The organism is Streptomyces sp. NBC_00273, assembly GCF_036178145.1.
In the GTDB taxonomy this organism is placed as follows: domain Bacteria; phylum Actinomycetota; class Actinomycetes; order Streptomycetales; family Streptomycetaceae; genus Streptomyces.
Genome location: NZ_CP108067.1, coordinates 859644 through 873117, shown reverse-complemented (window position 1 = coordinate 873117; position 13474 = coordinate 859644). Strand labels below are relative to the sequence as shown.

Annotated in this window: 13 protein-coding genes; 5 read left to right on the top strand and 8 right to left on the bottom strand. The window is 73.7% G+C overall.

Annotation, left to right across the window (positions count from 1 at the left end; all coding sequences use genetic code 11):
* Positions 1-68: 68 nt before the first annotated feature.
* From OG386_RS03545 to OG386_RS03535, 3 genes are all read left to right on the top strand, one after another.
* The gene (locus tag OG386_RS03545; protein WP_328786693.1) at positions 69-698 is read left to right on the top strand and encodes a hypothetical protein; all 630 of its coding nucleotides are present in this window, start codon (positions 69-71) and stop codon (positions 696-698) included.
* Positions 699-747: 49 nt separating this feature from the next.
* Positions 748-1542 (top strand): N-acyl homoserine lactonase family protein, encoded by a 795-nt coding sequence (locus tag OG386_RS03540; protein WP_328786692.1) that lies wholly within the window; start codon positions 748-750, stop codon positions 1540-1542.
* A 335-nt stretch (positions 1543-1877) separates the two neighbouring features.
* Positions 1878-2231 carry a hypothetical protein gene (locus OG386_RS03535; protein ID WP_328786691.1) on the top strand — a complete coding sequence of 118 codons (354 nt, stop codon included), beginning with the start codon at positions 1878-1880 and terminating at the stop codon, positions 2229-2231.
* 24 nt (positions 2232-2255) lie between these two features.
* Here the strand turns inward: OG386_RS03535 and OG386_RS03530 are convergent, their stop codons facing one another.
* The 8 genes from OG386_RS03530 to OG386_RS03495 form a co-directional block, all read right to left on the bottom strand.
* The gene (locus tag OG386_RS03530; RefSeq protein ID WP_328786690.1) at positions 2256-2867 is read right to left on the bottom strand and encodes a TetR/AcrR family transcriptional regulator; all 612 of its coding nucleotides are present in this window, start codon (positions 2865-2867) and stop codon (positions 2256-2258) included.
* Entirely contained in the window at positions 2864-3826 is a 963-nt protein-coding gene (locus tag OG386_RS03525) for a 3-hydroxybutyryl-CoA dehydrogenase (protein WP_328786689.1), read from the bottom strand. Before OG386_RS03525 ends, OG386_RS03530 begins: the two co-directional genes overlap by 4 nt.
* A gap of 136 nt (positions 3827-3962) precedes the next feature.
* Positions 3963-5135: an acyl-CoA dehydrogenase family protein gene (locus tag OG386_RS03520; RefSeq protein WP_328786688.1), complete on the bottom strand. Its 1173-nt coding sequence runs from the start codon at positions 5133-5135 to the stop codon at positions 3963-3965.
* A gap of 38 nt (positions 5136-5173) precedes the next feature.
* Complete coding sequence (locus OG386_RS03515) at positions 5174-6394, bottom strand: acyl-CoA dehydrogenase family protein (protein ID WP_328786687.1); 1221 nt, start codon at positions 6392-6394, stop codon at positions 5174-5176.
* Positions 6395-6448: 54 nt separating this feature from the next.
* Entirely contained in the window at positions 6449-8524 is a 2076-nt protein-coding gene (locus OG386_RS03510; protein ID WP_328786686.1) for an acetate--CoA ligase family protein, read from the bottom strand.
* A gap of 1 nt (position 8525) precedes the next feature.
* Entirely contained in the window at positions 8526-8717 is a 192-nt protein-coding gene (locus tag OG386_RS03505; protein ID WP_301363693.1) for a ferredoxin, read from the bottom strand.
* Positions 8714-10018, bottom strand: coding sequence for an NADH-ubiquinone oxidoreductase-F iron-sulfur binding region domain-containing protein (locus OG386_RS03500; RefSeq protein ID WP_328786685.1), 1305 nt, complete (start codon positions 10016-10018; stop codon positions 8714-8716). Before OG386_RS03500 ends, OG386_RS03505 begins: the two co-directional genes overlap by 4 nt.
* Positions 10015-10431, bottom strand: a complete 417-nt coding sequence (locus tag OG386_RS03495) for a hypothetical protein (protein ID WP_328786684.1) — start codon at positions 10429-10431, stop codon at positions 10015-10017. Before OG386_RS03495 ends, OG386_RS03500 begins: the two co-directional genes overlap by 4 nt.
* Positions 10432-10860: 429 nt before the next feature.
* Between OG386_RS03495 and OG386_RS03490 the strand changes: the two genes are divergently transcribed.
* Both OG386_RS03490 and OG386_RS03485 read left to right on the top strand, forming a co-directional pair.
* Positions 10861-12156: an aromatic ring-hydroxylating oxygenase subunit alpha gene (locus OG386_RS03490; RefSeq protein WP_328786683.1), complete on the top strand. Its 1296-nt coding sequence runs from the start codon at positions 10861-10863 to the stop codon at positions 12154-12156.
* 186 nt (positions 12157-12342) lie between these two features.
* A complete protein-coding gene (locus OG386_RS03485; protein ID WP_328786682.1) occupies positions 12343-13473 on the top strand; it encodes a polyamine ABC transporter substrate-binding protein in 1131 nt (376 codons plus the stop codon).
* The last annotated feature ends 1 nt before the right edge of the window (position 13474 follow it).

Here is a 13474-nt window from a genome sequence, read left to right as displayed (position 1 = left end):
GTCCCGCGGCGCGCGCGCGAGCCTGGAGGAGGGGAAGAAAGCGGAGCGACGAGGGGTGGGGTGCGGCCATGACGGTGCCGGGACCGACGACCGGACCGACGACGGGGGAGGTGACACCGCGGCCGACCCGGGCGGGGATCGCCAGGATATGGGCCCGGTCTCTGACGGCGGTGGTGCTGCGGCGTCCGGCGGCGCAGGGGCCGCGGCACTCGGCCGGGCCGCGGCAGGTGGTGCTGGTCCTGGTCGCGACGGAGATCGTCGCGGCCTTCCTGGCCTCCTCGATGCTGCCGCCCGCGGTCCGGCCGGTGCACGCGGCACTGGAGGTGCTGCTGGTGCTGGGCGGCCTGGGCCTGGTGGCGGCGCTGGTCCGGCACCCGCACGAGGTGGACGAGGAGCGGGTGGTCCTGCGGACCGGCTTCCTCGGCGACGTGACCCTGCCCCGCCCGGCGGTCCGCTCCACCTCCCCGGTGGTACGCACCGTTCCCGGCCGCGGCCCGAGGCCGGTGCCCGGCGAACCGGACGCGGTGGCCTGCTCGGTGGAGAGCGCACTGAACGTGGCCGTGCACCTGGACCCGCCCGTACTCCTCGACCTGGGCCCGGCCGGGCCGGTAGCGGCGTCGACCGTGTACGTCTCGGTGGACTCGCCGCACGCCCTCGCGGAGGCCCTCCGACGCGTGGTCCCGCCACACCGGAGCTAGCCTGGACGGGGGGAGATCCGCCCGCCGGCACGTCGGGAGGGAGGTCCCCGTGGTGACCCCGAGACTGCGCGTGACCACACTGGACGCGGGGCCCTTCACCCTGCCGAAGAGCGACCTCCTGTACGGGGCGAGCGGCACGGTCACCGTGCCCTCGACGGTCGCCGTCATCGAGCACGCCACCCACGGACCGATCCTCTTCGACACGGGCGTCAACCACCGCGTCGCGGATCCGGAGGCGGCCGAGGCCCACTGGGGTCCGGGCCTGCGGGCGGCGTACGGCGCCGAGGGGTTCACCCGGGCACACGCCGTCGACGCGCAACTGGAGCGGCTCGGCTACCGGCTCGCCGACATCAGGTACGTCCTCTACTCCCACCTGCACCTCGACCACGCCGGAGGGATGACCTACTTCCCGCACGCCGTCCACGTGGCCCAGCACGACGAGCTGCGCCACGCGTGGTGGCCGGACCGCTGGACGGCCCGGGGCTACGCCTTCGAGGACTACGCGGGCGGCCGGAACTACGACTTCCTCGAACTGAGCGGTGACACCGACCTGTTCCGGGACGGCACGCTCACCCTCGTGCGCACCGCCGGCCACACCCCCGGCCACCAGGGGGTCATCCTCGACCTCGACCACCACGGGCGGATCGCGCTCATGGGCGACGCGGCCCACCTGCAACAGGGGCTGGAACACGACGTGCCGATGCTCAGCGACTGGAACACCCAGGAGAAGATGCTGACCTACGGGCGCCTGCGCGCCCTGTCCCGGTCCGGCATCCGGGTCTTCCTCTCCCACGACCCGGAGCACTTCGCCGCCCTGCCGCACGACGGCGAGTTCTGGGACTGAACCCCGGGCAGGGCCGCGGTCGAGCCCTCGGCAGGGCCGCGCGCCACCCCACCGGGCGCTGTCCCCCGAGGGGGTCCGGTGGGGCGGGATCGTGCAGCGAGGCAGCCCGCCTCAACCCTTGAATGGGAATGCTCCGACTGTAGGACGCGCCACTGACAATGCCCGGAAGGCCGGGCTCGAACTCGAACGCACATCCGATGGGTGGACTGGTCCGGCGGGCTCGGAATGCTGGACCCGCCCGTCCGGCGCACCCTGGGAGGTGCGGGACCGTACCGAAACCGTCCCGCCCCCGGTGCCGCCCTCCGGCGGCCCCGACGCGTGGGGAGGCAGAACCCATGGCCAAGTCCGACGAACCGAAGGGCTGGGGGCCGCTTCCGGACCCGCCCCCGGAACTGTTCAACGTTCCCCCGGGCGAGCAGCTCGACGACGCACGGCGCACCGCGGTCCTCGACTGGACGGTGAACCAGTACGTCGCCCTCGGATGGCGCGTCGAATCGCGCTCCCCGACCCAGGCGGTGCTGGTGCGCGGCGGCAACGTCAACCACCTCCTGCACGCGATCCTGACCATCTTCACCTGCCTGCTCTGGGGCGTCGTGTGGATCGTGCTGGCCCTGGGGAACAAGACGGAGCGCGTCGCCCTCACCGTCGACCCGACCGGCCGCGTCCAGACCGTGCACGGTCCGCGCTGACCCGCCCCGGCCGCACCGGTCCGGTCACACGTCCGGGAACTCCGCAGCGATGCCCAGCGTGGGGGCGATGGCCCGCCAGATCGTCGACCGGGCCGCCGCGAGGTCCACCCGGGGATCGTCGAGCATCAGCCGGATGCCGAGGCCGTCGCACAGGGCCAGTACCAGGGTGCCGAGCGCGGAGACGTCGCAGTCGGCGAACTCCCCCGAACGGATGCCCCGTTCCACGGCCCCGCCGACCCACGCGTGCAGTTGGTCGTAGAGGTCGACGGCCAAGTGCCGGGCCGCCGCGTCGCGCTGGGCCCGCACCCACAACTCCTGCCAGAGCTTCCAGTCCTGGCGCAGCTCCGCGTCGGTCGGCAGCATGCTCCGCAGGATGCGGGCCAGGACGACCGAGGAGGGCACCGAGTCGGGGACTCCTTCGGTGTCCGTACCGGTCTGGGCGAAGGAGTGCGTCATCGCCTCGGCGAAGAGCTTCTCCCGCGTGTCGAAGTGGTAGTGCAGCAGGGCCTTCGACACACCGGCGTGCTCGGCGACCTTGCGCATGCTGACGTTCTCGAATCCGATGTCGGCGATGACTTCGCACGCGGCCGTGAGGATTCGCTCACGCGTCTCGAGTGCGCGCTCGGCCTTGGTCACGTTGGCTGCTCCCCGTGTCGGCGCCCGTGGACCGGGCGGGTGGGCCCGGTTGCCGTGGCCACCACACCACCATCCTCGCGCATCGCGCCGCCCCCGCGGTTGCCGTAGGTGTGGAAGCCCCGGCCCGTCTTGCGGCCCAGCCGGCCCGCGTCGACCATCCGGGCCAGCAGTGGCGGCGGGGCGTACAGCGGCTCCCGGTACTCCGCGTACATCGACCGGGCGATGGCCTGCACCGTGTCCAGGCCGATCAGATCGGCCAGGGCGAGCGGTCCCAGCGGGTGCGCGCAGCCCAGGGTCATGCCCCGGTCGATGTCCTCGGCCGACGCGGCGCCGTGCTCGGCCATGCGCACGGCGGCCAGTAGGTACGGCACGAGGAGCGCGTTCACGACGAACCCGGCCCGGTCCCGGGCGCGCACGACCTCCTTGCCCAGCACCTCGGAGGCGAAGACGTGTGCCCGCCGGACGGTCTCGTCGCCGGTGAGCAGGGACGGAACCAGCTCGACCAGCGCGAGCACCGGCACCGGATTGAAGAAGTGCAGGCCGACGACCTGCTCCGGCCGCGAGACGGCCGCGGCCAGCCTGATGACGGGGATGGAGGAGGTGTTCGTCGCGAGGACCGCGTCCCGGCGCTCCACCACCCGGTCGAGCAGGGCGAAGACCTCCAGCTTCGCCCGCTCGTCCTCCGCCACCGCCTCGACGACGAGGTCCCGGTCCGCCAGCCGCGCCACGTCCGTGGTCACCACGATCCGGCCGACGGCGGCGTCCCGTTCGGCGGCCGTCAGCTTGCCGGACGCCGCGGCGCGTGCCAGGGAACGGGTGATCCGCTCCAGGCCGGCGGCCGCGGCCGTACGGGTCGTCTCCACCACCACGACGTCCCGCCCGGCCCGGGCGCAGACCTCGGCGATGCCGGACCCCATCAGTCCGCAGCCCACGATCCCGACCCGTTCGACATCGGTCATCGATCGGTCCTCCCTCCTCTGGTGCTTGGTGCTTGCTGCTTGGTGCTCCCGGGGTACTTGCTGCTCCTGCACTCCACGGGGCGGGGGCGGCCCGGACCGCCGGCCCTGCCCACCCCCACCCGTCACTCCCCGCCCGTCACTGCGGGGAAGGCATCTGCAGAACGCCCGTACCGCGCTTGACCAGTTCGCCCGCGACGATCAGGCGCTGGATCTCGGAGGTGCCCTCCCAGATCCGGTCGACGCGCAGTTCGCGGTAGAGCCGCTCGACCGGGTAGGAGCGGTCGTAGCCGCGCCCGCCGAAGATCTGCAGGCACCGGTCGACGACGCGGCCCGATGCCTCGCTCGCCGCCAGCTTGGCGATGGCCGCCTTCGCGTGCAGCGTCTTGCGGTCGATGACGCCCTCGTCCACCTCCCAGGCCACCTGGTGGGTGTAGGCGCGGTTGACGGCGATGTCGACGGCACTGTCGGCGAGCATCCCCTGGATCAGCTGGAAGTCGGCGATGCGCGAGCCGAACTGACGCCGCTCGACCGCCCAGTCCCGGGCGAGCTCCAGGGCCCGCTCCGCCGCCCCGATCGTCCGGGCGGCGATCATCAGCCGCTCCTCGGTGAACCACGAGCGCGTGATGTCGTAGCCCTGGCCCACCTCGCCGAGCACCGCGTCGTCGGGGACGAACACCTCGGTGAAGGTGAACTCGGGGTGCTCGTAGACGAAGGTGTGCATCCAGCGCGGCACCCGGGTCATCTCGATGCCCGTCGTGTCCTTGTCGACGAGGAAGAGGGTCGGTGCGCGCTCCTCCCCGGCCGCGGCCAGCACGATCATGAAGTCGGCGTGGTCGCCGACGGTCACGAACCACTTCTCGCCGTTCAGCACCCAGCCGCCGGCGGTCCGCGTCGCCGTGGTCCGCAGGTTCTGCGGGTCGGAGCCGGCCTCGGGCTCGGTCACCGCGTAACAGTCCCGGCGCTGCCCGCGGATCACCGGGACGAGGTAGCGCTCGCGCTGCTCGGGCGTGCAGAAGGACAGGGCGTTGGCCGGCCGCCACACCATGTCCCACAGCGCTCCGGTGAGCCGGCCGAGCTCCGCCTGGACGGTGACCTGCTCCAGGATGGTGAGGCCCGCGCCGCCCCACTCCACGGGCATGTTGACGGCCTGCAGCCCGCTGTCGAGGACGGCGTCGCGGATCTCGGCGTGGGCCTGCGGGGGCAGCCCGTTGTTCTCCTCGCAGTCGAGTTCGTACTTCGTGATGAAGTCGGTGAGCGCGCGCGCCGTGCTCCGGAGCTCTTCCTGACGGGCGGTGAGGCGGAAGTCCATGTCTGTCTGTCCTCTGGGTCGTGGTGGGGGAGCGGTCGTCAGGAGGCGGGAAGTGCGGCAGGAGGGGTGGCGGGAGAGGTGGTGGGAGAGGTGACGGGAAGGGCGAGGGCCCGGGTGCCGCGCTTGATCAGCTCGTTGGCGATGATCAGGCGCTGGATCTCGGAGGTGCCCTCCCAGATCCGGTCGACGCGCAGTTCGCGGTACATGCGCTCGACCGGGTACGTACGGTCGTAGCCGCGCCCGCCGAAGATCTGCACGCACCGGTCGATGACGCGCCCGGCCGCCTCGCTCGCCGCGAGCTTCGCCGTCGAGGCCTTGGCGTGCAGCGTCTTGCGGTCGGTCTCCGGCCGGTCGGCCTCCCAGGCCACCTGGTGGGTGTAGGCGCGGTTGACGGCGATGTCGACGGCGCAGTCGGCGAGCATCCCCTGGATCAGCTGGAAGTCGGCGATGGGGGAGCCGAACTGGCGGCGCTCGACCGCCCAGTCCCGGGCGAGCTCGAGAGCCCGCTCGGCGGCGCCGACGGTCCGGGCCGCGATCATCAGCCGCTCGTCGGTGAACCACTCCTTGGTCAGCTCGTAACCGTTGCCGACACCGCCCAGCACGTCCTCGTCCGGGACGAAGACGTCGGTGAAGGTGAACTCGGGGTGCCCGTTGACCGCGGAGTGCATGAAGCGGGGGACCCGGGTCATCTCGACCCCGGGCGCCTGCTTGTCCACGAAGAACAGGGTCGCCGCCCGCTCGGGCCCCGCATCCGCCTGCACCAGCAGGAAGTCCGCGATGTCCCCGCAGGTCACGAACCACTTCTCGCCGTTCAGCAGCCAACCGCCGTCGGTACGGGTCGCCGTGCTCGTGCCCGAGCCGGGATCGGAGCCCGCACCCGGCTCGGTCACCGCGAACGCGTCGAACCGCTCGCCCCGGATGACCGGCAGCAGGTACTTCTCCCGCTGCGCCTCGGTCCCGTACGCGAGGACGTTCGCGGGCCGCCAGGGGATGTCCCACAGGCAGTTGGTGACCTTGCCGAACTCCTCCTCGACGATGACCTGGTCCAGCAGGGACAGCCCGGCGCCGCCCCACTCGGCGGGCATGTTGATCGCGTAGACGCCGGCGTCGACGGCGGCACGGGTCAGCTCGCGGACGGTGTCGACGGGCAGCGGGCCGCCGGCCTCCTCGGACCGGTCCTCGTAGGTCATCAGGAGCCGGGCGTAGGCGGCGGCTCGGGCTTTGAGGTCGGCCTGCTCGGGCGTGTAGCGGAAGTCCATGGGTCGTCAGTCCTCCAGAGCACAGGGGGTGGGGCGGGAGTGGGGGTGGGGAGGTCAGTGCAGGACGGCCCGTGCGTCCAGGGCGAGGGCGCCGTCCGGGCGCACCAGCAGCGGGTTGACCTCCAGTTCGGCGATCTCCGGGTGCGCCGCGGCGACGGTGGTGATGCGCTCGATGACGGCCGCCGCCGCGGCCACGTCGACGGCCGGCCGACCGCGCACGCCGTCCAGGAGGGCCGCACTGCGCAGACCGCGCAGCAGGGCCTCGGCCCGCCGGGCCGGTACGGGCGCCAGCGCGAAGGCGACGTCGCGGAGCGACTCGGTGAGGACGCCGCCGAGTCCGACCAGGGCGATCGGCCCGAACCGAGGGTCCTGGTTCACGCCCACGATCAGCTCGACGCCGTCCGTGAGGTCGGCCATCGCCTCGACCGAGTAGGCGGGCGCTCCGAGCCGTGCGCGCATCTCCCGGTACGCGGCGAGGAGCGCGTCCCGGTCGGCCAGGCGCAGCGCCACACCTCCGGCGTCGGACTTGTGCAGGACGTGCAGGGCCTTGAGCACGTACGGGCCGTCGAACTCCGCGGCCGCGGCGAGCAGTCCGGCCTCGTCCGTGATCTCGCGCGCCGCCGGGAACGGCACGCCGGCGGCGTCGAGCAGCGCCCGCACCCCGTGGTAGCCCGGGTCCGCCAACGGTGCGGCGGCGGGCGGTAGCGGGGGCACGCCGGTGCCTTCGGCGTCAGCCGTCCCCCGTCCGGTCATGGCCGCCAGCGCGCGGGCGGCGTCCTCGGTGGCGGCGAAAACCGGCACCCCGGCCTCGGCCAGCACCCGGCAGCTCGGTGACCGGGGGTACATCGACTGCACGACCAGCGGCTTCGGCGCGGCGGCGAGGTGAGCGACGATCTCCTTGGCCGCCCGGGCCTCGCCCTCGGCCAGTACTGAGCCCCCTGCCGGTCCGCCGCCCAGTCCGCCCTCGGAAGCGGCGTACCCGCCGAAGTACCCGGTCATCAGGACGGCGTCGACCTCGTCGGCGGCGAGCAGCGCCCCGACCGTGTCCGCGTAGGAGAGGGGCCGCTGTTCACCCATCCCCGCCAGGTCGACGGGGTTGCCGACCGAGGACTGCTCCCACAGCACGGTCCGCAGCACGTCCTGCGTCGGCCCGCCGAGCTCCGGTACGTGGAGCCCGGCGTCCTCGGCCGCGTCGGCGGCGACCGCGCCGTGGCCGCCGCCGTCGGTGAAGACTGCGGTGCGCCGGCCGCCCGTCCGCACTCCGGCGGCCAGCGCGGCCAGTACGACCGTCATCTCCCTCGGCGTGCGGACGAGTTCGGCCCCCGCGTCGCGGCAGGCGGCGGCCACCACGTCGGCCGAGGTGGTGAGGGCCCCGGTGTGCGACCGGGCGCTGCGTGCGGAGGCGGAGCCCCGGCCGGCCGTGAGCAGCACCACCGGCTTGCCCGCCGCGGCGGCGGCCGCCGCGAAGGCCCGGCCGTCGCCGAAGTCCTCGGCGTACACGGCGATCGCCGAGGTGGCCTCGTGGCGGGCGCAGTCCTCGACGAGGTCGACGAGGGTGATGTCGGCCTGGTTGCCGAGGGAGACGAACCGGGAAAAGCCCAGGCCGTGCGGTTCACCGCGGAGCTGGAGTTCGAGGGCGAGGTTGCCGCTCTGGCTGAGCAGGGCGACGCCGCCGGGGGCGAAGCGGTCCGAGGCGAGGTACAGCTCGGTGGTGTTGTCGGCGATGCCCAGGCAGTTGGGGCCGACGAGGACGGCTCCGGCGGCCCGTACCCGGGCGGCGACCGACCGCTGCCGGGCCAGGCCCGCGGGACCGGCCTCGGCGAAGCCCGCGGTGATGGCGACGATCGCCTTCGCCCCGCAGGCCAGGGCCTCGTCGACGGCGGCTTCGAAGCCGGCGCCGGGTACGGAGATCACCACCAGGTCGACCGGTTCGCCGACGGCGGTCAGGGAGGTGGCCGCGGTGCGGCCCAGTACGCTGCCGCCGCGCCGGTTGACCAGGTGCACGGGCCGCCGGTCGGGGGCGCGCAGGGCCTGGGCGGCCACCGCGTGGCCGTACTTCGCGGGGTCGTCGCTGGCGCCGACGACGGCGACCGAGCGGGGGTCGAAGAGGGCGGTCAGGTCGCGTCCCATGTCATCCCTCCACGCGGAGGGCGGAGTTGGGGCAGCTTTCGACGCAGGCGCGGGCGGCGTCCTCGGTGCCGGCCGGGACGAGGACGGCGATGACGTTCGCGTAGCCCCATTCGTCGAGTTCGACCAGGTCGGGTGCGGGTTCCTGGCACAGTCCGTAGCCCTGGCAGCGGGTGGAGTCCAGTAGGAGTTTCACGGCGTTCCTTTCAGCGCGGGCACAGCGGTGTCGGGGGTGTGGGCGAACCGGGAGGCGACCTCCGGTACGGCCACGGTGAGACGGCGGCGGCCGTCCCCGGGCGTCGCGTCCGCGCACACCGGGCACGGCGCGGCGAGATGGGAGCGGACGAGCCCGGGGAAGGAGCGGAGCAGGCTGCCCGCGATCCCCGCCGCCGCGTCGAGGAGTCCGCAGGCGCCGCGCCCGGTCAGGCCCTGCGACCAGCGGAGCAGGCCGTCCGTGGTGTCCGGGCCGGCGGTCCCGGCGGCGAGGCCGTACAGGGCCTTGCCGACGGCGGCGGTCCCGGAGACGCAGACCCCGCACTGCCGGGCGCTCTCGGCCGCGAGGTGGGCGGCCGCGTCGGCGGCGGTGGTCACGGGGCAACCGGCGGGGGTGAGGAAGCGGATGGCTCCGCACCCCAGGGCGGTGCCGGCGGCGGTGAGCGCGCCGGGTTCGAGGGGGAGGTCATCCAGGGCGCGGGCGTCGACGAGTCCGCCGAACAACCCGCCCATCAGGGCTCCGGCCGCGTCCGGGGTCCCGTACCGCGCGGCCAGCGTGCGCAGCGGGGTTCCGTAGGGGACCTCGGTGAGCACCGGTGCGGCCGGGCCGCCGGACAGGGTCACCAGGGTGCTGCGGGCGATGGTGCGCCGCAGGTCGGGCCGGGTGGCGGTGAGGGCGATCCGGGCGAGCGTCTCGACGTTGGACACCAGGGTCGGCGCACCGCCGACCCCCTGCTCGAAGGGACGGGGCGGCTTGGCGGTGGGCAGCGCCGGGCCGCCGTCGATCCGGCGGACCACTGCCGTCTCCTCGCCGGCCACGTAGGTGTGACCGACCTCGACGACCTCCACGGGCAGCGGCGGCGGGTGTTCGGCGAGGGCGCGGCGCACGCTCTCGCCCGCCGCCGGGTCCGAGAGGTACACGAAGCCGCGTACGGCGCCGGTTGCCGCGGCGGCGCGGGCGAGGCCGTCGAGGACCAGGTGCGGTCGGGCCCGCAGGAGCCAGCGGTCCTTGGCCGAGCCCGGTTCCCCCTCCTCGCCGTTGGCCACGACGACGGGGGAGCCGCCGCGGTCGCGTACGGAGCGCAGTTTGACGGCGGCCGGGAATCCCGCCCCGCCGCGACCGCGCAGCCCGGAGGCGGCGAGGTGGGCGAGCAGTTCCTCCGGACCCGTGGCCGCGTCGTAGCCGCCGGTGGCGCGGTAGGCGTCGGCGCTCTCGGTGACCTGCGGCACCGCTCCGAGAACGGTGCCCGGCGGCTGCGCCGTCGGGAGTCGGATCGTGGTCATCGGCCGGCTCCTGTCGTGGGGTGGGTGCGCAGGGTCCGTACGGCGCGCTCCAGCGCGGTGCGGTCCTGGGCGGTGCGGCCGTATCCCGGTCCCGGGAGGCCGATGAGCATGCGGTGGTGGTCGAGGACGACCTCGCCGGCGAGCAGGGCGGCGGCCCGGTCGCCCGACCGGGACCCGGCGGCGACGCCGGTCACCAGGTCGGTGACCTCGGCGAGGTAGCGGAGCCAGCTGTGCCGGCTGCCGCGCAGGATCAGGCGCTCCACGCGGCGCCGCTCCGCGACCGCGAGGTCGTGCGGGGGTGGCCCCGCGGACGCACCGTGTGGCGAGGCGCGCAGTGCGGCGACCGCGGTGGGGAGTTCTCGCTCCGGTTCGGGGGTGAGCCCGAGCCAGTCCAGACGCCGACGACCGCTCATGCGTGCCTCCGGGAGGTGGGATACCGCCGCCGGCCCGGCGCCCGGCGGGAGCCGTGGGCGGGCGGGGGATCGGAGGGGATCGGGGGTGCGGGCCCGGGCGGGCCGGGCGGGCCGCCCGGCTGCGCCCGCCCTGGTGAGCAGGAGGAATGCGGAGCAGGGCCGGTGCGGCGACAGGAAAGCACGTTTGCTGACCGATCGGTCAGGCAAGAATTACGCTAGCTGACCGATCGGTCAGTGAACAAGTCTTGACCCGGTGGAAATGAGCCAGCAATCTGGCTGTCCAATCGGTCAGCCTGGTTCCGGCCTTCCCGCCCCGACCGCCTGCCCGCCGCTGGATCGCCTTGCCTCGCCCCGCCCCGCCTTGCCTCTTTTTGCCTCGTCATCGAACGCCGACACCGATCGCCGCACGCCGGCACGGAGGAGTCACCGATGCACTCAAGAGCTCCCGAAACCCCGACGGGCCGCACCGTCGGATCCGACGCCACGGTTCGATCCGACGCCACCGCCCGATCCGACCGGACCGGGCCGCCGGGCCACGCCCCTGCCCCCGAGGCCCTCGTTCCCGAACCGCCGGCCCCCGGGCCCACCGCCCGCGAGGCCCCTGCCACCGACGCCCCCGGGCCGGCCCTCCCGGCCCGCTACTACACCGACCCCGGGACCGCCGCCGCGGAGACCCGGCACGTCTTCGGCCGGGCGTGGCAGCTCGTCTGCCACGAGTCCGACCTGCCGAACCCGGGAGCGCGGCTCGCCGCCACGGTCGCCGACCGCGAGGTCCTGGTGGTGCGCACCGAGGACGGCGGCCTCGCCGCCCACCTCAACGTCTGCCGCCACCGCGGAACCCGCCTGGTCACCACTCCCGAACCGACCGGCAAGGCGATCCGCTGCCCCTACCACGGCTGGACGTACCGGCTCGACGGGAGCCTGGTCGGCGCCCCGGAGGCCCGCCAGATCCCCTGCCTCGACAAGCCGAAGCTCGGCCTCTTCCCGGCCCGCGTCGAGTCCTTCCTCGGCTTCGTCTTCGTCAACCTCGATCCCGACGCCGAACCGCTGGCCACGAGCTGCGCGGGCCTCGCGGAGGCGGTCGGCCACTACGCCGGAGCCGACCTGGTGCCCATCGGCCGCGCCCGCATCCACGACCTGGCCGCCGCCGAGGTGCAGCAGGCCAACTGGAAGGTGGCGGTCGACAACTACCTGGAGGGCTACCACGTCCCGGTCGCCCACCCCGGCCTGATGCGGCTGCTCGACTACCACGGCTACACCTGCGAGATCGAGGAGTCCTACGCGCTCTTCGCCTCACCGCTGCGCGACAAGCCGTCCTCGAACTGGGCCGAGCGCCTCTACCAGCGCATCGCCGCCCCGATGCCGGGCCTCGGCGAGGCCGACCGCCGGATCTGGCGGTACGCGGTGATCTACCCGAACACCCTCATCGACTTCTACCCCGACCACGTGCTGGCCTGGACCGCGATCCCCACGGCGGTGGACCGCGTGGCCGTACCCGGCGCGTTCTACACCCGCCGCGGCACCAGCCTGCGCACCCGCCTCGCCCGCCGCCTGAACATCCACATCGGCTGGATCACCAACGACGAGGACGCCGAGCTGGTCGCCCGCGTGCAGAAGGGGCTCTCCACCCCCGGGTTCGAGCCCGGACCGCTGTCGCGCCGCGAGTCGGCGGTCGGCTGGTTCGCCGGCCGCATCCGGGCCGATCTGGAGGACCCGGGCGACTGAGGCCCGCCCCATCCGCCCCATCCGCCGCGCCAACCACGGCACGACCGCACGACCGCACGACCGCACGACCGCTTCACCGCAGCGCAGCGCCCCCGCCCCACCCCCGCGCCGCGCCCGCCGCACGACCGAGCCCCCACGTACCGCTCGTTCCCGCCGTCCCCCTGCGGCCCCTACGGAGAGGACCCCATGTCCCCCGAGGCACTCCCCCCGACCAGACGTTCGTTCCTCCGCGCCGGCACTGCCGCCGCCCTCGCCCTCGCCGCCTCCGGATGCGGCTTCGCCACCGCCGACGACCCGGCCGGCAGGGCGACCGCGCAAGCGCCCATCGACGTCAAGGTCGACGGCGACCTCGTCTACTTCAACTGGGCGGACTTCGTCGAGCCCAGCGTCTTCGAAGGCTTCCAGAAGGAGTACGGCGTCAAGGTCGTCCAGTCGAACTACGACTCGATGGAGGGCATGGCCGCCAAACTCAACGCCGGCAACCGCTACGACATCATCTTCCCCACCGCGAAATGGGCCGAGCGCCTCGCCGCCGGCGGTCGCCTCCGTACGATCGACCACTCCCGGCTGCGGGGCGCCGAGGCGGTGTTCGGCGGCTACGGCTACTTCGCCGACCCCTGGTACGACCCCCGCTCCGCGCACACCGTCCCGTTCACCATGTACAAGACGGGCATCGGCTGGCGCAGGGACCGGCTCGGCGACCTGACCGGCTCCTGGGACGACCTGTGGAACGACCAGGCGAAGGGCAAGGTCTTCGTCCTCGACGACCGCGACGAGGTGCTGGGCCTCGGCGCGCTCAAGCTCGGCCTCGACCTCACCACCGGCGACCACGGCGACCTCGCGCGCGTCACCGACGCCCTGCGCTCGCTCCGCCCCCGCCTGCGCGGCTTCTCCAGCGACAGCTACAACAACCTCCTCAACGGCAACGCCGACATGACCCAGGCGTGGAGCGGAGACATGGCCGCCATGCTCGACCAGGCCGAGGACCCGGCCGTCTTCGGCTTCGAGGTCGCCCGCGAGGGCGCCCCCGTCAACTCCGACTGCTACGCCATACCCGCCAACGCGCAGCACCCCGGCACCGCGATGCTCTTCATCGACTACATGCTCCGCCCGGAGAACGTGAAGAAGAACATCGAGTACATCGGCTACCCGATGCCGGTCAGCGGCACCGAGGACACCTACGCCGCGCTCGTCGAGCCGTTCCCCCAGTGCGTGGTGACCGCCGACGACCTGGCGGCCGACCTCTTCTTCCGCAACGGCGACGCGGGGACCGAACGGGCCCGTGACGCCGCCTGGACCGACGTGAAGGCCGGCTGAC